A 17925-nucleotide genomic window follows, 5' to 3' on the forward strand; every position below is an offset into this window, starting at 1 on the left:
AGCGCGTTGGTCTCCGGAAACTGCTGTTTTGACAACGAACTACGCCAGTCCAGCTCGCGCGCGATCCCCGTCTCCTGCGTGGGCTTGTGGATCCACACAGCATCGGCAAACGCGTATTGCATCAACCGGATGATCGATCACATCGATCGACATCGGGCTGACCCGACATCACTCATCCGCGCGTGCTGCATGATCGCCTGCATAGCCTCGGACGGCGCGACCGACGCCGATCAGGTTGAAGATCGGCAGATGTCATCCAGCCAGGCGATGGTGAGCCGCAGCATCAGACTCGGCTGATGGCAACAAACCCACTTCCTCATGCTGAGGTGCGAGCGTAGCGAGCCTCGAAGCACCCCAGAACAGCGTACCCAATGAACTCTACTCTTGGATTGACGGTTCGGAGTGCTTCGAGGCTGCTGCGCAGCACTTCGGCATGAGGAGTGTCGTGTTTTACCAGAAGCGTTCAGTTGATGAGGGAGCGTTCGTGCCCGCGGATCCGCGCGTGGCGTCACGCGGGAGGCCGAGGGCCCAGATTCCCGAGGGCGTCCTCCCCCGCGCCTCCCGTCCGGCGCCGGCGCGGCGACGCCCTCCGCGGCGCCTGACCCGGCCGGCTCCGCCCCTTCTTCGGCGCCGTCGTCCGCCCGCCCTCCGCCTGTGCGTCGAGGAAGGCCCGGCAGGCCGCGAAATCCTCCGCGACGCCGTCCGGCAGGCCGTCGAGTCCCTTCTCCCGTGCCAGCGCCTCGGCGAAGCGCAGCATGGCGGGCGTGGGCGCTCGCCGGTCGCCCGACGCCTCCCGCTTCTCGGCATGCGCGTCGAGGAAGCGGCGGCAGAGCGCGGCGTCCGACGTCGCCCCGCGGGGAAGGCGCAGACCCTTGCGGGCGGCGAGCGCCGTCGCGAAGGCGATCATCGCCGGCGTCGGCGGGCGGCCCGACGCGGCCGCGCCCAGCGCCGCGCCGGCGACGGCCAGGCGCTCGGCGCCCGCGACCGCCGCGATCAGCGCGTCGAGGCGCGCCCGCGTGCGCTGGCGGAATTCCGCGGCCCGGCGCAGCGCCTCCGCCCGGGTCGGCGCCCGGCCGATCTCCGCAAGGTCGGCCTCGAACACCGCCCGCCCGACCGGGTCGCCGTAAGCCGGGAAGACCCGCCGCACCGCCTCCACGAAGGCGAGGCCCGCCTCGGTAACGCTGATCGGCGGGTCCTTGCCGCCGGCCAGGGTCACGTAGCCGCTCCTCTCCAGCTTCGGCAGCACCGCATCGCGGGTCGCCGCCGTGCCGAGGCCGCGGGGCTCGTTCGGGTTGGACGGGTTCTCGAGGGCGCGCTTGAGGGCGGGATCCTCCACGTGGTCGATCAGGCGGCCCATCACCACCGGCAACTCGCCCCGGGTGATGCGCCGCGGCGGCTCCGTCATCGCGCGCTCGACCCGCGGCTCGCCGCCCCGGGCAGGCTCGCCGTCCCGCACCAGGGGCAGCCGGCCGGCCGAGGGCTCGTCGTCGCGCTTCGCCTTGCCGGGGAGCGGCTCGTCCTCCTCGGCCTCGGTGCCGTAGACGGCCCGCCAGCCGGGCGAGCGCACGACGGTCCCCGTAACCGCGAAGCGCTTGGGGCCGAGGGGCGTGGCGACCTCCGCCGTCACCGTCGTGCGGGCGTCGATCCCGTCCGGCAGGTGGGCGGCGAGGTAGGACTTCGCCACCAGCTCCCAGAGCCGCCAGGCATCGCCGCCGACCTCGCCGGGCCGCGGCACCTTGCGCAGCGGCACGATGGCGTGGTGCTCGCCGGGATCCTTGACGTAGTGGCCCCGCGGCCCCCGCCGCACCAGCACCGCCTCGGGGGCCGGGATCAGGCCGGCGAGGTCGGGGAGGCTGGTGCCGATCGCAGCCAGCACCGACGGCGCGTCCCCGCCCTGGCTCTCGGGCAGGTGCTCGGATTCGGTGCGCGGATAGCTCAGGAAGCCGCGGTCGTAGAGGTCCTGCGCCACGGAGGCGGTCCGCTGGGGGTCCCAGCCGAAGCGCTTGGCGCAGCGCCGCGCCAGCGTGTCCTTGGAGAATAGCCGCGGCGGCGGGCGCCGCACGTCCTTGTGGGCGACGGCGAGGGGACCGGACCACCCGTTGGCGGCGTCGCGGATCGCCTCGGCCTCCGCCTCGTCGAACAGGCGCTCCTTGGGCGCGTGCCAGAGCGTCAGGGCGGCGCCGGTCTCGCTCTCCACCGGCAGGGCGATCTTGAAGAACGCGCGCGGCACGAAGTCCCGGATCCGCCGCTCCAGGTCGGCGAGCAGGGCGAGCGTCGGCGTCTGCACGCCGCCGAACCGCCAGGGCTGCCGGACGCTCGGCGGCCGCAGCCGCAGGGACACCGCGCGCGTGCCGTTGAGCCCGAGGTGCCAGTCCTCATAGCGGCGGCAGAGCGCCTCCAGGTAGGCCGCGTAGTCGCGCTCGCCCGAATCGGGCTCGCGGGCGAGCGCCGCGAAGGCGCGCCGGATCGAGACCTCGTCGAGCGCGCCGAGCCGCAGCCGGTCGACCCGGCCGCGATAGCGCAGGTGCTCCAGCACCTCCCAGGCGATCATCGAGCCTTCCCGGCCCGGATCGGTGGCGATGATCACGCGGTCCACGCCCGAGAGGGCCCGGCGGATCGCGTCGATCCGGCCCGCATGCGAGGCGCCGGAGCGGTTCTCCCCACAGGCGACCGGGATCTCGTCGACCGCGATGGGGAGGTCCTCGAAGCGCCACGCCTTCCAGTCGGGCCGGATCTCGGCCGGCTCCCGGGCAGCGAGAAGGTGCCCCTCGGCCGCCACGCAGACCGTGGTCGGCGCCCGGAAGAAGCGCTGGAGCTGGCGCATCGCCGAGGGCTTCTCGAAGAAGAACAGCGTCCTTCCGGCGGAAGCGGAGACCATGGCGCGCGGGTTCCCGGCGATGATGCGAACGGACCGGGAACATACGGCGCGGCCGGCTGCCGGTCAACGCGGGGTGCGCCGTCACGGCGTGCGGCGGGCGCCCTCGTCCTCGCCGCTCCGCGCGACCAGCCGGAGCGCGAGGACCCGCGGATCGTGGCGCCGCGCGGCCGCGCGCGAGCGGATCCGCAGATGGTTGTCGTTGGCGGGGCAGTCCTCGCAGACGGCGTAGGCATCCGCCACGTCGACCGCGTAGAGGATCCGGGGCGTGCGGACCGAACCGCGGCCCGCTCCGCCGCGCACACGGCGGCCTCCGCCCCACCCCCCGCGCTTCGATCCTCCGCTCATCGCCCCCGCCTCCGCCTGTCGCTCCGGACCGCACGCCGGCCCGGGAGGATCTAAACGCGGGAGGCTGCCGAAGATCGTGCTCGCCCGCACCCTCCAGATGGGAGATGCGCGGAAGTGGCGAGGGAGGCGGCCGGGCCGAGCGGGCGCGGGATCAGGCCGCGTGCCGCTGCGCACCGGCGCCAAAATGCTCGATGTAGCGCGGCGCGATGGCCGAGACCGGCAGCACCACGAACACGTCCGTCGTGCCGAATTGCCGGTCAACCACCGCGCCGTCCCCGAAGGTCGCGCCGATGCGCAGGTAGCCCTTGATGAGCGGCGGCAGCTCCTGGAGGGCGGCCTTGGGGTCGATGGCCTCGCGGCTGAGCCGGTCCATCGCCACGTGCCGCTCAGGCAGCGCCCGGGCGCGCCACACCTCCGGTGCCCGGGCGAAGTGGTGCAGGAAGCTCAGGGGCAGCGCCAGCCGGTCGGGGTCGGTGCCCTCCAGGCTGGCGCAGCCGAGCATCGCGTCGATGCGGTGGTGCAGCACGTAGGTCCAGATCCCGTGCCACAGCAGCTCCACCGTGCGCTTGGTCCGATAGGGCTTCAGCACGCAGGAGCGGCCGAGTTCGAGGATGCGCAGGCCCTGATTCGCCGCCAGGACCGGCGCGATGTCGTACTCGCCCGCCGTGTAGAAGCCGAAATGCCGGTCGGCCTGGTCCTGGCGGAGCAGCCGGTAGGTGCCCACCACTCGCGGCCGCGGCTTGCGGAAGGGCTTCGCCCCGTTGGCCGCGTGATCGATGACGAGGAGGTGGTCGCAGACCGCGTCGTACTCGTCGGCGTCCCGCCGCTTGAGCGCGGCGAGGCTCGACGGCACCGCCGCCATCTCCTCGTAGAACACCTTGTAGCGCAGGCGCTGCGCGCGCCGGACATCCTTCGGACGGGTGGCGAGCCGCACCTCGAGGGCGCCGATCCGGCCCAGCACCGGGTCGAGGCCGTGCGTCGGCAGGCGCTTGAGCGGCGGAAACAGCCGCGTCGGCGCGACGACCCCGCGCAGATCGATCCCGTGCCGCCCCTCTCCGGCTCCGCCCCGCTGCATCAGGCGCGCGAAGGGTGTCGGAGCCCGGGCGTCGTCCCGGACGGGACGCGGGCCGCGGGAGAGGAACGGTGTCATCGTCGTGGTTTCCCGTGCGGCGTTGAGTGTGCTGCGCCCGAAGGGGCGACGCGCCGCCATCTCGTCGGACAACATCACGAAGGGCGCACGGTTTTGTGACAGCAACCATCCAACGACAGCAGGAGCTTGCGCCGCGTGGTCGAGATCGCGCGGCGCCTCCCCCGGCCGTTAGCCGTCACACCATCACACGAACTGATTCAGGCCCGGCACCGAGCCGATGATCGGGCCGATCGCGTCCTCGCCCGCCTTCTCGCGGGCATAGGCGAACAATTCGCGGCCGAGCGGCTGCATCTGGCCCATCGAGACGCCCTCGGACATGAGCTTCTGGCCGAGCGCCATCACGCCGCCCATGCCGCCGAGCATGCCCATCAGGCCGCCGATCCCCCCGCCGGGGCCGCCGTCCCCCGACTGCGCCAGGATGTCCTCGGCGCCCGGGATCGCCGCGATGATCTGGTTGACCTCGTCGGTCGGCCCTTCCTTGCGCAGGAAGGCTAGGATGTGCCCGATCGCCGTCTGGGCCGTCTCGGCGTCCAATCCCGTGGCCTGCGTCACCCGGGCAACAAGCTCTTCCATCACCGTCTCCTGATGCGGTCGCCCGGTCATCGGGCAAGCCCCCGGGGAAATCAACCGGGGGGTCGGGATCGGTGTGAGGCAGGCCGGCATCGCGAGACGATCCCGGGCCGGCGCCGGGAAACCCGTTGACAGGAGCGGCATCGCGACGCTACCAACCCATCCTTGGCGCGCGGACCGTCCGGTTCGCGCGCCGTCGCGTTCGGCGATCCCCTCGGGGCGACCCAACGTCAACTGTCAAGAAGACGGTGCCCGGCCCCGCGCCGGAGCCCGGATGGAACACGAGACCAGAACGATGTTCGCAGTCATCAAGACCGGCGGCAAGCAGTATCGCGTTGCCGCAAACGACGTCATCACAATCGCCAAGCTCGAGGGCGAGGCCGGGACCAGCGTCACCTTCGGCGAGGTTCTCCTCTTCGCTAACGGCGAGGGTGCCACGAAGGTCGGCGCGCCGACCGTCTCCGGCGTCAGCGTGGCGGGCGAGATCGTCGCCCAGAAGCGCGGCCCGAAGGTCATCGCCTTCAAGAAGCGCCGCCGGCAGAACTCGCGCCGCAAGCGCGGTCACCGCCAGGACTTCACCGTGGTGCGCGTCACGGGCATCAGCGCCGCCTGACCGCAGGCCGGACGCAGACAGCCCTTCAGAGAGATTCAGGAGTAGCCCGATGGCTCACAAGAAAGCAGGCGGTTCGTCCCGCAACGGCCGCGATTCCGAAGGCCGCCGCCTCGGCGTGAAGAAGTTCGGCGACGAAGCCGTCATTGCCGGCAACATCATTGTGCGTCAGCGCGGCACGCGCTGGCATCCCGGCACCAATGTCGGCATGGGCCGCGATCACACCCTCTTCGCCCTCACGGACGGTCGCGTCCGCTTTGCCACGAAACAAGGCCGAGCTTACGTAACGGTCGTCCCGGCCCAACAGGCCGCAGAATAAGCCGACGGAGCCAGTGACGAAGGAGCTCCGCCGGTGTCCCCACCGACCCGGCGGATCCGATGTCCTGGCCCTGATACGGCCGAGCTCCGATCGAGATCCGGGGGAGGGTGGGGCACCACTCTCCCCTTCGTCGTTCTCGTGGCCGCGTGCGGGCGACAGCCCTCATCCGGTCGGATCGGAGTCAGGCGATGTTTCCCGACCTCACCCGCGACGACGTCTTCCGGATCGAGACCCGGCGGCTTTGGCTGCGCTGGCCCCGCCAGGCCGACGCCCAAGCCATCGTGCGTCTCGCCGGTGAGAAAGCCGTCGCCGAGATGACGGCCGGGGTCCCGCACCCGATGGCGCCGCCGGACGCGGAGGCCTTCGTCCTGCGGGCGCGGCGCGAGAATGCCGAGGGGCGGGCGCTCCACATGGCGATCACGCCGCGGCGCCAGCCGCAGACCCTGATCGGGATGGTGGGGATCGTCTGCCACCGCCCGGGAGACGCGCCGCTGCTCGGCTACTGGCTCGGGGTCCCGCACTGGGGCCAGGGCCTCGCCACGGAGGCGGCGAGGGCCATGATCGACGCCTTCTTCGCCTACACGGAGGGGCAGGAACTCGGCTCCTCGGCCCGGGTGGTGAACCCGGCCTCGCGCCGGGTGCTGGAGAAGTGCGGCTTCGCCGCGGTCGGCTCGGGCCTGCGCGCCTTTCCGGCCCGGGGCGGCGTCTTCCCGGTCGATGAGTTCCGGCTGGACCGGCGGGCCTGGGACAGCCTCAAGACCTGGCAGGCCTCGGGGCTCGTCTTCGATCGCCATCGCACGGCACAGCCGTGTCTCGGTCTCTGAAACCATGACGGCCGGGGGCACGCCCCCGGCCTCTCCGCGTTGACGGTCAGGAGGACCGATTCCGTGAAGTTCCTCGACGAAGCCAAGGTCTACGTGCGCTCCGGCGACGGTGGAGCCGGCTGCGTGTCGTTCCGCCGCGAGAAGTTCATCGAGTTCGGCGGGCCCGATGGCGGCGACGGCGGGCGCGGCGGCGATGTCTGGGCCGAATGCGTCGAGGGCCTGAACACGCTGATCGACTACCGCTACCAGCAGCACTTCAAGGCGAAGAAGGGCGAGCACGGCTCCGGCCGCAACCGGGCGGGCGGGAAGGGCGCCGACGCGGTGCTGAAGGTCCCTGCCGGCACCCAGATCCTCGCCGAGGACGGGGAGACCCTGGTCGCCGACCTGACCCGGGTCGGACAGCGGGTGCTGCTCGCCCGCGGCGGCAACGGCGGCTTCGGCAACGCCTACTTCACGACCTCGACGAACCGGGCGCCGCGCCACGCCAATCCGGGCCAGGAGGGCCGCGAGCACTGGCTGTGGCTGCGCCTCAAGCTCATCGCCGATGCCGGGCTCGTCGGCCTGCCCAATGCCGGCAAGTCGACCTTCCTCGCCGCCGTGACGGCGGCCAAGCCCAAGATCGCCGACTACCCCTTCACCACCCTGCATCCGGGCCTCGGCGTCGTGCGGGCGGATACGCGGGAATTCGTCCTCGCGGACATCCCGGGTCTGATCGAGGGCGCGCACGAGGGCGTGGGCCTCGGCGACCGCTTCCTGGCGCATGTGGAGCGCTGCCGGGTGCTCCTCCACCTCGTCGATGGGTCGAGCGAGGATGCGGGCGCCGCCTACCGGCTGGTGCGCGCGGAGCTGGAGGCCTACGGGCACGGGCTGGAGGACAAGCCCGAGATCGTCGCCCTGTCGAAGACCGACATCCTCGATCCGGAGACGCTGGCCGCGCAGGTCGAGCGCCTGACGGAGGCCACCGGCCGGACGCCGCTGGTGCTCTCGGCGGCGACCCGCGCGGGCGTGCCCGAGGCGCTGCGGGCGGTCCTCGCCGCCATGGACGCGGCCCGCGCCGACTCGGCCCCGGCGCGCGAGGAGGCGTGGCAGCCCTGAGGTGAGGGCGCTCCCGCCGCGGCGGGGCTGTCCAGCGGCCCCGTCTCCGGCTATGCGCCGGGATCACCCCGCTCGCCCTCCGGCCCCGCCATGACCCCCGCCCTCGACCAGTTCCGCCGCGTCGTCCTCAAGGTCGGCTCCTCCCTGCTCGTCGACCGCTCCCGCGGCCGCCTGCGCCACGCCTGGCTCGCGGCGCTCGCCGAGGACATCGCCGACCTGCACGGCCGCGGCGTCGACGTGCTGGTGGTCTCGTCCGGCTCGATCGCGCTGGGGCGGACGGTGCTGGGCTTCCCCGCCGGCGCGCTGCGCCTGGAGGAGAGCCAGGCCGCCGCCGCCGTGGGCCAAATCGCGCTGGCGCGCCACTGGTCCGAGGCGCTCGCCCACCACGGCATCGCGGCGGGCCAGATCCTGGTGACGCCCCGCGACACCGAGGAGCGCCGCCGCTACCTCAACGCCCGCGCCACCACCCTGAAGCTCCTGGAGGTGCGCGCCGTCCCGGTCGTCAACGAGAACGACACGGTGGCGACCTCCGAGATCCGCTACGGCGACAACGACCGCCTCGCCGCCCGCGTCGCCACGATGATCGGGGCCGACCTCCTGGTCCTGTTCTCCGACATCGACGGGCTCTACACGGCGCCGCCCGCGAGCGACCCGGACGCCCGGCACCTGCCGGTGATCGAGCGCATCACCCCGGAGATCGAGGCGATGGCGGGCGGGCCGGCCTCCGACCTCTCGCGCGGCGGCATGCGCACCAAGATCGAGGCCGGCAAGATCGCCACGGGCGGGGGCACCCACATGCTGATCGCCGACGGGCGCGGCAAGAACCCGCTCAAGGCGGTGGCCTCCGGCGCCCGCGCCTCTTGGTTCCTGTCCGGCTCGACGCCGACGGCCGCCCGCAAGACCTGGATCGCCGGCTCCCTCGAACCCCGCGGCAGCCTGGTCATCGACGCGGGCGCCGAGCGGGCGCTCGCCGGCGGCGCCAGCCTGCTGCCGGTCGGCGTCGCGCGGATCGAGGGCAGCTTCGCGCGCGGCGACGCCGTGGTGATCCGCTCCCTGTCGGGCGCCGTGCTCGGCCGCGGCCTCGTCGCCTACGACAGCGACGACGCCGCCCGGATCATCGGCCGCGCCAGCCGCGAGATCGAGGCGGTGCTGGGCTATCCGGGCCGGGCCGAGATGGTCCACCGGGACGACATGGCGCTCGCCGGGGAGTGAGGGGCGGGGCAAACCCTCCCCTTCTGCGAGGGCTGGTGTGTTCGCACGTCGCCTGTCGGCATAAAAAAGGCTCTTCTTTCGTAGTCGCTTGAACGAAGCCGGGGAGACCCGCGGGATCCCCTCTCCCGTGCGGGTTTACACATTCACACTTCGGTTCGTGCGCATGCCCTCTCCCCGCGTGCGGGGAGAGGGTCGAGCCCCCCTTGTCGGGGGCGAGACGAGGCGGCAGCCGAGGGTGAGGGGGCGCCTCAGGATGGAGCACATCCGGAACCGCCCCCTCACCCTCGCCCTTCGGGCTCGCTGCGGACCCGACAAGGGGTCCGCAGCCCTCTCCCCGCAGGCGGGGAGAGGAGAAACCCGCGCCTTCTACGGCGACGTGTGAACGCTTCAGCCCGCAGACGGGATAGGGTTCGGGTCTGCGGCCCGCCGGCCGCGCCGGTCCGGTGAACACCCTCCCGTCCTGGCCCTCTCCTCGTGGCAGCGACACGGGAGGGACAGCGCTGAGCTGCGCCGGCTTCGCTTGTCGCGCCGGGAGGCGCGTGGCATGGAAGGCCCGCGCCCTCACGAAGCCGCCTCGGCGCAAGGCAGGAACCGCGCCGTGTCCGTGCTCAGCCTGAAGCCCCGCGCCGGGGCCGACGACGTCGACGCCCTCATGCGGGAGATCGGCCGCAAGGCCCGGGCCGCCGCCCGCCGCATGGCGCTCGCGCCGGCGCAGGCCAAGGACGAGGGCCTGCGCGCCGCCGCCGCGGCGATCCGGGCCGCCGCCCCGGCCATCCTGGAGGCGAACGCGGCCGATCTGGCGGATGCGCGGGCCAAGGGCCTGCCCGCCGCCACCCTCGACCGGCTGGAGCTCAACCCCGCCCGCGTGGAGGCGATCGCCGCTGCCGTCGAGGCGATCGCCGGACTGCCCGACCCGGTCGGGCGTCAGCTCGCCGCCTTCGAGCGTCCCAACGGGCTCGCCATCGAGCGCATCTCCACGCCGCTCGGTGTCGTCGGCGTGATCTTCGAGAGCCGGCCGAACGTCACGGCGGATGCGGGCGCGCTCTGCCTCAAGGCCGGCAACGCCGCGGTGCTGCGGGCCGGCTCCGAGAGCCTGCGCAGCGCGTCCGCCATCGCCGGCGCCATGGCGAGCGGCCTGGCCGCGCACGGGCTGCCGGGCGACGCGATCCAGCTCGTCCCCACCCGCGACCGCGCGGCGGTCGGGGCCATGCTGTCGGGCCTCGACGGCTGCCTCGACGTGATCGTGCCGCGCGGCGGCAAGAGCCTCGTCGCCCGCGTGCAGAATGAGGCGAAGGTGCCGGTTTTCGCGCATCTCGAGGGCATCTGCCACGTCTTCGTCCACGCGCAGGCGGACCTCGCGATGGCCCGCACGATCCTGCGCAACAGCAAGCTGCGGCGCACCGGCGTGTGCGGGGCGGCCGAGACGCTGCTGGTCGATCGCGGCTGCGCCGCCTCGCACCTCGCGCCCCTCGTCACCGACCTCCTCGACGCCGGCTGCGCCGTGCGCGGCGACGCGGCAACCCAGGCGGTCGATCCGCGGGTGACGCCGGCGAGCGAGGCGGATTGGCGGACCGAGTACCTCGACGCGATCATCGCGGTGCGGGTGGTCGAGGACCTCGACGCCGCCATCGCCCATATCGAGGCCAACGGCTCCCACCACACCGACGCGATCGTCACGGACGACGCGGCCGTGGCCGAGCGTTTCCTCGCCGAGGTCGATTCGGCCATCGTCGTCCACAACGCCTCGACGCAGTTCGCCGACGGAGGCGAGTTCGGGTTCGGGGCCGAGATCGGGATCGCGACGGGGCGCATGCACGCCCGCGGCCCGGTCGGGGTCGAGCAGCTCACGACCTTCAAGTACCGCGTGCACGGGTCCGGGCAGATCCGGCCCTGACCCTCCGTGCCACCCCGGCTTCCGCCGAGCGCCCCGGGCCTGCGCGTCGGGCTCTACGGCGGCTCCTTCAACCCGGCCCATGCCGGCCACCTGCATGTGAGCCGGCTCGCCCTGCGGCGCCTCGCCCTCGACCGGGTGTGGTGGCTCGTCAGTCCCGGCAATCCCCTGAAGGACCGCAGGATCCTCGCCTCGCTCGCGGACCGAATGGCCGGGGCGGCCGCGATCGCCCGCGACCCGCGCGTCGCCGTGACGGGCTTCGAATCGGAGATCGGCGCCCGCTACACCCGCGAGAGCCTGGACTGGCTGCAGACGCGGCGGCCGGCCGTGCGCTTCGTCTGGATCATGGGCGCGGACAGCCTCGCGAGCTTCCACCGCTGGCAGGGCTGGCGCGAGATCGCTCGGCGCATGCCGATCGCGGTGATCGACCGGCCGGGCTTCACCCTCGCGGCGACGGCCTCGCCGGCCGCGCGGGCGCTGGCGCGCGAGCGCCTCGACGAGCGCGACGCCGCCCTCCTGGCGGACGCGGATCCGCCCGCCTGGGTCTTCCTGCACGGACCGCGCTCCGAGCTTTCCTCGACGGCCCTGCGCAACGCCACCGTGGCCGGAGGATCGTCTTCGACGGCGCACACGTATTGAAAGGCAGGGCCGTGGGCCCTTATCTTGAAGCAGCGGCGCCGCGTGGCGCGAACGACAGGGGTCGGCACTGAATCAACCTTCTACCCGCGAGGCTCGCATCGCCGAGCTTCCCGCCCGGCCCGAGGCGGCGGTGCCTCCGGCCGTGGCCCCGACGGCCGAGCTGCCTGCGGCGGATGCGCCCGCGGAGGGAGCGCTCCTGGGGATCGCCCGGCGCTGCCTCGAGGACATGAAGGCCGAGGACACGGTGGAGATCGACCTCGTCGGCAAGACCTCGATCGCCGACGCGATGATCATCACCTCCGGCCGTTCTCACCGGCACGTCGGCTCCATCGCCGAGAAGCTCGTGCAGGACCTCAAGCAGGCCGGGCACGGCAACGCCCGCATCGAGGGGATGCCGGCCTGCGACTGGGTGCTGATCGACGCCGGGGACCTGCTGGTGCACATCTTCCGGCCCGAGGTTCGGCACTTCTACAATCTGGAGAAGATGTGGGGCGCCGACCGGCCGGGCGAGCGCCTCGCCGGCTGATCCGGGAGGGGAGGGGGCCGTGCGCCTCGCCCTCGTGGCCGTGGGGCGGCTCAAGCGCGGCCCGGAGCGCGACCTCGTCGAGACCTACCGCGAGCGTGCCGACGCGATCGGCCGCGGGCTGGGTTTCGCGGCGATCCAGGTGACCGAACTGCCGGAGAGCCGCGCCCGCCGGGCGCCCGACCGCTGCGCCGAGGAGGCGGCTTCCATCCTGGAGGCGGTGCCGGCGGGGGCGGCGCTCGTGGTGATGGACGAGGGCGGCCGGGCCGTGACCAGCCTCGGCCTCTCCGAGCAGGTGGCCGCGTGGCGCGACGGCGGTCGGCCGGGTCTCGCGATCGTGATCGGCGGCGCCGACGGTCTCGGCGAGGCCGTGAGGCGCCGGGCCGACCTCGTCTTCGCCTTCGGCGCGGCGACGCTGCCGCACGGCCTGGTGCGCGTGTTAGTGCTTGAGCAACTATACCGCGTCATGACCATCCTGGCTGGCCATCCCTATCACCGCGGCGCCCCGTGATCCGCTACGCCCTCCTGGTCTCCCTGCTCGCCGCGGCCTCCGGCGCCGCCGCGCAGGAGCGGGCCTCCGCGAAGCCGGATCCGATCGAGCAGGCCCAGGCGGAGAAGGAGCAGAAGGCCGACAGCCTCAAGGCGCTCGAAGCGGCCCTGGCGCAGAGTGCCGAGTCCCGGGCGCGCCTGGAGAAGGAGGTCGAGAGCCTGAAGGGTGACCGCACCCGCCTCAACCAGGCGCTCCTCGACGGCACCCGCAAGGCCCAGGACTCCGAGGAGCGCATCGCGGGCCTCGAGGGTCGCCTCCAGACCATGGCGGCGAGCGAGGCCGCGATCCGCCGCTCCCTGCAGGCCCGCCGGGGCGTCATTGCCGAGGTGCTGGCGGCGCTCCAGCGCATGGGCCGCCGGCCGCCCCCCGCGGTGCTGGTCCAGCCCGAGGACGTGCTCAAGGCGATCCGCACCTCGATGCTGCTCGGCGCCGTGGTGCCCGAGCTGCAGGGCGAGGCCGAGACGCTCGCCGGGGACTTGGCGGAGCTGGAGCGCCTGCGCAGCCTCATCGCCGACGACCGCGAGAGCCTGCGCAAGGACCTCGCCGACTGGGCCGGCGAGCAGCAGCGCCTCAACGCCCTGATCGCGGCCCGCCAGACGCGCCTCGGGGAGGCCGAGACGGGGCTCGCGGGCGAGAAGGAGCGCGCCGCCGCCCTCGCCACCCAGGCGCGCAGCCTCAAGGACCTGGTCGACAGGCTCGACGGCGAGGTGTCGACCGCCCGCCGCGCCGCCGACGCGGAGAGCCGCGAGACCCGCGAGCGCTTCGCCGCCGCGGCCCTGCGCGACCCCGCCCGCCTCGCGCCGAAGCTGCCCTTCGCACAGGTGCGGGGCGCCGTGCCGCGGCCGGCGAGCGGCGAGGTGGTGAGGGCCTTCGGCGAGCCCGACGGCAACGGCGGAACGACGCGCGGCATTTCGCTCGCGACCCGCCCCCGCGCCATCGTGTCATCTCCGGCCGACGGCTGGGTCTCCTACGCGGGCCCGTTTCGGAGCTATGGACGTCTCTTGATCATCAACGCTGGCGACGGCTACTATCTGCTTCTGGCGGGCATGGGACAGATCAACGTGGAGGTCGGTCAGTTCGTGCTTGCCGGAGAGCCGGTCGCCGCGATGGGGGACCCGGGCCTGGCGCCTTCGGCGGGAGCCGGCGGGCGAAACGACCCCGTCCTGTACGTCGAGTTCAAGAAAGACGGTAGCTCCATCGACCCGGAGCCATGGTGGGCCAAGGCGGCAAGCGAGAAGGTTCGCGGATAATGCGCAAAGTATCCCTCGTCCTGTTTGGTGCGATTCTCGGCGCCGGGACCGCCACGGTGGCGACACAGACGCACTTCCTCTCCGGGACGAGCGCGGTGGCGGCGTCCGCCGAGACCTACCGCCAGCTCAGCCTGTTCGGTGACGTCTTCGAGAAGATCCGTACCGACTACGTCGAGAAGCCCGACGAGTCGAAGCTGATCGAAGCCGCCATCAACGGCATGCTGACCTCGCTGGACCCGCATTCGAGCTACATGGACTCGAAGAGCTTCCGCGACATGCAGGTGCAGACCCGCGGCGAGTTCGGCGGCCTGGGCATCGAGGTGACGATGGAGGACGGCCTCATCAAGGTCGTCACCCCGATCGACGACACGCCGGCCGCCCGCGCCGGGCTGCTCGCCAACGACGTCATCACGCAGATCGACAACGACCAGGTCCAGGGCCTGACCCTCAACCAGGCGGTCGAGAAGATGCGGGGTCCGGTCAACTCGCCGGTGAAGCTCAAGATCACCCGCAAGGAGGCCAAGGACCCGATCGAGGTCACCCTCAACCGCGACCTGATCCGCATCAAGCCGGTGCGGTCGCGGGTCGAGGGCGGCGACGTCGGCTACATCCGGCTGACCCAGTTCAACGAGCAGACCTTCGACGGGCTGAAGGCGGCGATCGACAAGATCTCGACCGACGTGCCCGGCGACAAGCTCAAGGGCTACATCCTCGACCTGCGCAACAACCCGGGCGGGCTGCTCGACCAGGCGGTGATGGTGTCCGACGCCTTCCTCGACCGGGGCGAGATCGTCTCGACCCGCGGCCGCAACCCCGACGAGACCCAGCGCTTCTCGGCCAAGGCCGGCGACCTCACCAAGGGCAAGCCCGTGGTGGTGCTGGTCAACGGCGGCTCGGCCTCGGCCTCGGAGATCGTAGCGGGCGCCCTGCAGGATCACAAGCGCGCGACGGTGCTCGGCACGCGCTCCTTCGGCAAGGGCTCGGTGCAGTCGATCATCCCGCTCGGCGGCAACGGCGCCCTGCGCCTGACCACCGCGCGCTACTACACGCCGTCGGGCCGCTCGATCCAGGCCAAGGGCATCGAGCCGGACCAGGAGGTCCTGCAGGAGGTGCCCGACGACCTGAAGGGGAAGGACGAGACCAAGGGCGAGGCCGGGCTGAAGGGCCACCTGAAGCAGAAGGACCAGGAGGAGCGCGGCGGGTCCTCGGCCTACGTTCCGCCGGACCCGGCCAAGGACAAGCAGCTCACCGCCGCGGTCGATTTCCTGCACGGCGTGCAGAAGGGCGCGGCGAACACCGCCAAGAGCGGCGTCCCGAACTAACGGCGTCCCGAACGAGCGGCGTCGCGGATCGGCGGTTGTTAAGACGGCCTTAACCATGCGGGCCCGCAATGGCGGTCAGGCGACCGTCGCTGCGGGCCTTTCTCGTTCCTGCGGCGCGGTGCCAAGGCCGGAAGCGACGCCGTGACCCTCGCGAACGACGCCCTCACCCGCCCGCTCGGGCTGCGGGACGAGACTCCCTCCCGCCTCGCGCGCTGGCGCGCGGCGCTTCCGCTGCGGCCGATCCTGATCGCCGCCGCCAGCGTGGCCGTCGCGGCCCTCGCGGCCGTCATCGCCCTGACCGAGGACCCCCTCGGCGGAGAGCCCTTCGCCGTGGCGACGATCACCCGTCGCGACCCCGTCCCGCTCCCGCCCGCCCCGTCCCGCCCGACCGAAGAGGCGAGCCGCACCGCCAGCGAGGTCGAGCGCGCCTCGGGGGTCGCCGTGCGGCGGCCGGACGGGAGCAGCGTGCCGGAGGCCGTGGTGATCCGCGTGCCCGAGCCCGCCGAGGTGCAGCTCGCCCCGGCGCCGGATCCGCGCCTGTCGGAGAAGGGCCGCTACGGCACGCTGCCGCGCCTCGGACCGGACGGCGCCCGCGCCCTCGACATCTACGCCCGCCCCGAGGCGCCGAGCCTGCGCAGCGGCGCCGCGCCCGCCGGCCGCATCGCGCTCGTGGTCACCGGCCTCGGCATCGGCCAGGCGGTGACGCAGGACGCCGTGACGCGGCTTCCCCCGGCGGTGACGCTCGCCTTCGCGCCCTACGGCACCGAGGTCGCGAGGGCGGCCGCGCGGGCCCGCGATCTGGGCCACGAGGTCATGGTCCAGGCCCCGATGGAGCCCTTCGACTATCCCGACAACGACCCGGGGCCGCAGACGCTGCTGGCCGCGGCCAAGCCGGCCGAGAACGCCGACCGTCTCGCCTTCGTGCTCTCCCGCGTGTCCGGGGCGGTGGCGGTGGTCAACTACATGGGGGCGCGGCTGACCTCGGAGGCCGGCGCGCTGGAGCCCGTGCTGCGCGAGATCGCCGGCCGCGGCCTCGGCTTCCTCGACGACGGCACCTCTCCCCGCTCCCTGGCGCTCGATGTGGGCCGCCGCGCCCGCACGCCGGTCGCTCGGGCCGACGTGGTGATCGACGCCGCGCCGCTGCCCGACGCGATCGACCGCGAACTCGCCCGCCTGGAGGAGACGGCGCGGCGCAAGGGCTTCGCGATGGGCTCCGCGATGGCGCTGCCGCTCACGGTGGATCGCATCGCCCGCTGGAGCCGCGATCTCGAGGCCCGGGGCATCCTGCTCGTCCCGGCCAGCCGGGCGCTGCGCACGCGGATCTGATCGCCGCGGACGCCTTGTCGTTCCGCCGCTTCTCTCGCACAACGGCGCCAGGATTCTCCCAACAGGCTCGAACCCGCGCGCAATGGCAGAGAACACGACCCGCCCGGCCGGACCGGCCCTGGCCGACCTCCCGTACCGGCCCTGCGTGGGCATCGCCCTGTTCAACCGGGACGGGCTCGTCTTCATCGGCCGCCGCCGCGGCGAGGAGGAGACCGCCGGAACCGTCGGCCACGCCTGGCAGATGCCGCAGGGCGGGATCGACGAGGGCGAGGCGCCGCACGAGGCGGCCCTGCGCGAACTCTACGAGGAGACCAATGTCGGGGCGGGATCGGTCCGGCTCCTCGGCGAGGCCCCGGGCTGGTACAGCTACGACCTCCCCTCGATCCTCGTCGGCAAGCCCTTCCGCGGGCGCTACCGGGGACAGACGCAGAAGTGGTTCGCCTTCGCCTTCGAGGGCGCGGAGAGCGAGATCGACATCCACCGTCCGGCGGGCGGCGCCCACAAGCCGGAATTCGACGCGTGGCGCTGGGAGCCTCTCGCCAACCTCCCGGACCTCATCATCCCATTCAAGCGCCCGGTCTACGAGCAGGTGATCGCCGCCTTCGCTCCCTTCGCGCGCGCCGCATGAGCCCGATCCCCGCCCCGGCCGTGACGGGCCCGGCGGCGCGGCGCCCGCTCCGTCGGATCGTGCCCGGCGGGCCCGCGGCAGCCTGACGTCATGCGCTGGTGGTGCCTGCTCCTCGGCCTCGTGCTGCTCTGGCTCGGCTACTCGCTCTCACCCTACCTGGCGCTCTACCGGCTGAGCGAGGCGGTCCGGACCAACGACCTCGCGGCGGTGACGCAGCGCGTGAACCTGCGCACCCTGAGGCTCTCGCTCAGCCGTCAGGCCACCGCCGCCGCGCTGGCGGCGATCGAGGACCGGCGGGATCTCGCGCCCCGCGACCGCCAGATGCTCACCGAAACGGTGGCGGGCCTCGTCGAGCCGGTGGTCGGCGCGCTTGTGACGCCCGAGGTGCTCGTCGACATCCTCGACGACGGCTGGCCGCAGCGGCTCGGCGTGGCGCGCCCGGAGGCCGCCGGGCCGGGGCCGGGGGGCAGCGACCGCGGGCTGTCCGGCCGTCGCCTGTCCGACCTCGTCGCCCTGGCGCGCACGGCCGAGATGCGCGGCTTTCGCGCGGTGGTCTTCAGCTTCCCGCCGGATCGACCGCGAGCGAGCCAGTACCGCCTGAGGTTGCGGCTGCGCGGGTTCACCTGGCGGGTCGTCGACCTCGAACTGCCGGCGGATCTGCGCGACCGGATCAGCCAGAAGCTCCTGCGCCTGAAGCTTCCGGGCTCCGCGGAGCCCGCCCGCTAGCCTCTCGTCACCGAGGGAGCCGGTCGCGGCCGTGGACCGGCGCCGCCGGGCCCCTTGATGGGGGTCT

The 17925-nt window shown here is 73.1% G+C and carries 19 protein-coding genes; 15 read left to right on the forward strand and 4 right to left on the reverse strand.

What is annotated here, in order from left to right:
• Positions 1 to 129: 129 nt before the first annotated feature.
• The gene (locus ACW9J6_RS01970) at positions 130 to 297 is read left to right on the forward strand and encodes a hypothetical protein (RefSeq protein WP_457114750.1); all 168 of its coding nucleotides are present in this window, start codon (positions 130 to 132) and stop codon (positions 295 to 297) included.
• Between the two features lie 211 nt (positions 298 to 508).
• On the opposite strand, the gene ACW9J6_RS01975 is transcribed toward ACW9J6_RS01970, so the two are convergent.
• The 4 genes from ACW9J6_RS01975 to ACW9J6_RS01990 form a co-directional block, all read right to left on the reverse strand.
• On the reverse strand, positions 509 to 2878 hold the full coding sequence (locus ACW9J6_RS01975; protein WP_457114751.1) for a type IA DNA topoisomerase: 2370 nt from the start codon (positions 2876 to 2878) through the stop codon (positions 509 to 511).
• An 81-nt stretch (positions 2879 to 2959) separates the two neighbouring features.
• The gene (locus tag ACW9J6_RS01980; protein WP_457114752.1) at positions 2960 to 3178 is read right to left on the reverse strand and encodes a hypothetical protein; all 219 of its coding nucleotides are present in this window, start codon (positions 3176 to 3178) and stop codon (positions 2960 to 2962) included.
• A gap of 196 nt (positions 3179 to 3374) precedes the next feature.
• Positions 3375 to 4373 (reverse strand): l-ornithine N(alpha)-acyltransferase, encoded by a 999-nt coding sequence (gene olsB, locus ACW9J6_RS01985; protein ID WP_457114753.1) that lies wholly within the window; start codon positions 4371 to 4373, stop codon positions 3375 to 3377.
• A gap of 183 nt (positions 4374 to 4556) precedes the next feature.
• On the reverse strand, positions 4557 to 4946 hold the full coding sequence (locus ACW9J6_RS01990) for a DUF2267 domain-containing protein (RefSeq protein ID WP_457114754.1): 390 nt from the start codon (positions 4944 to 4946) through the stop codon (positions 4557 to 4559).
• A 292-nt stretch (positions 4947 to 5238) separates the two neighbouring features.
• Between ACW9J6_RS01990 and rplU the strand changes: the two genes are divergently transcribed.
• From rplU to ACW9J6_RS02060, 14 genes are all read left to right on the forward strand, one after another.
• A complete protein-coding gene (gene rplU / locus ACW9J6_RS01995) occupies positions 5239 to 5556 on the forward strand; it encodes a 50S ribosomal protein L21 (RefSeq protein WP_457114755.1) in 318 nt (105 codons plus the stop codon).
• 49 nt (positions 5557 to 5605) lie between these two features.
• Positions 5606 to 5872 carry a 50S ribosomal protein L27 gene (gene rpmA / locus ACW9J6_RS02000; protein ID WP_457114756.1) on the forward strand — a complete coding sequence of 89 codons (267 nt, stop codon included), beginning with the start codon at positions 5606 to 5608 and terminating at the stop codon, positions 5870 to 5872.
• Between the two features lie 188 nt (positions 5873 to 6060).
• Positions 6061 to 6696 carry a GNAT family N-acetyltransferase gene (locus ACW9J6_RS02005; protein WP_457114757.1) on the forward strand — a complete coding sequence of 212 codons (636 nt, stop codon included), beginning with the start codon at positions 6061 to 6063 and terminating at the stop codon, positions 6694 to 6696.
• Positions 6697 to 6759: 63 nt separating this feature from the next.
• Positions 6760 to 7791: a GTPase ObgE gene (obgE, locus tag ACW9J6_RS02010; protein WP_457114758.1), complete on the forward strand. Its 1032-nt coding sequence runs from the start codon at positions 6760 to 6762 to the stop codon at positions 7789 to 7791.
• Between the two features lie 90 nt (positions 7792 to 7881).
• Positions 7882 to 9003: a glutamate 5-kinase gene (gene proB / locus ACW9J6_RS02015; RefSeq protein WP_457114759.1), complete on the forward strand. Its 1122-nt coding sequence runs from the start codon at positions 7882 to 7884 to the stop codon at positions 9001 to 9003.
• A gap of 598 nt (positions 9004 to 9601) precedes the next feature.
• A complete protein-coding gene (locus tag ACW9J6_RS02020) occupies positions 9602 to 10897 on the forward strand; it encodes a glutamate-5-semialdehyde dehydrogenase (protein WP_457114760.1) in 1296 nt (431 codons plus the stop codon).
• Positions 10898 to 10903: 6 nt separating this feature from the next.
• On the forward strand, positions 10904 to 11533 hold the full coding sequence (locus ACW9J6_RS02025) for a nicotinate-nucleotide adenylyltransferase (RefSeq protein ID WP_457114761.1): 630 nt from the start codon (positions 10904 to 10906) through the stop codon (positions 11531 to 11533).
• A 160-nt stretch (positions 11534 to 11693) separates the two neighbouring features.
• A complete protein-coding gene (rsfS, locus tag ACW9J6_RS02030) occupies positions 11694 to 12059 on the forward strand; it encodes a ribosome silencing factor (RefSeq protein ID WP_457115102.1) in 366 nt (121 codons plus the stop codon).
• Between the two features lie 19 nt (positions 12060 to 12078).
• Positions 12079 to 12567, forward strand: a complete 489-nt coding sequence (gene rlmH / locus ACW9J6_RS02035) for a 23S rRNA (pseudouridine(1915)-N(3))-methyltransferase RlmH (RefSeq protein WP_457114762.1) — start codon at positions 12079 to 12081, stop codon at positions 12565 to 12567.
• On the forward strand, positions 12564 to 13856 hold the full coding sequence (locus ACW9J6_RS02040) for a murein hydrolase activator EnvC family protein (protein WP_457114763.1): 1293 nt from the start codon (positions 12564 to 12566) through the stop codon (positions 13854 to 13856). The genes rlmH and ACW9J6_RS02040 overlap by 4 nt, the downstream gene beginning before the upstream one ends.
• A complete protein-coding gene (locus tag ACW9J6_RS02045) occupies positions 13856 to 15178 on the forward strand; it encodes a S41 family peptidase (protein ID WP_457114764.1) in 1323 nt (440 codons plus the stop codon). Before ACW9J6_RS02040 ends, ACW9J6_RS02045 begins: the two co-directional genes overlap by 1 nt.
• 141 nt (positions 15179 to 15319) lie before the next feature.
• Positions 15320 to 16504 carry a divergent polysaccharide deacetylase family protein gene (locus tag ACW9J6_RS02050; RefSeq protein ID WP_457114765.1) on the forward strand — a complete coding sequence of 395 codons (1185 nt, stop codon included), beginning with the start codon at positions 15320 to 15322 and terminating at the stop codon, positions 16502 to 16504.
• A gap of 82 nt (positions 16505 to 16586) precedes the next feature.
• Positions 16587 to 17132 (forward strand): RNA pyrophosphohydrolase, encoded by a 546-nt coding sequence (locus ACW9J6_RS02055; protein ID WP_457114766.1) that lies wholly within the window; start codon positions 16587 to 16589, stop codon positions 17130 to 17132.
• A gap of 90 nt (positions 17133 to 17222) precedes the next feature.
• The gene (locus ACW9J6_RS02060; RefSeq protein WP_457114767.1) at positions 17223 to 17858 is read left to right on the forward strand and encodes a DUF2939 domain-containing protein; all 636 of its coding nucleotides are present in this window, start codon (positions 17223 to 17225) and stop codon (positions 17856 to 17858) included.
• Positions 17859 to 17925 lie beyond the last annotated feature (67 nt).

This window comes from Methylobacterium sp. JK268, assembly GCF_054052225.1.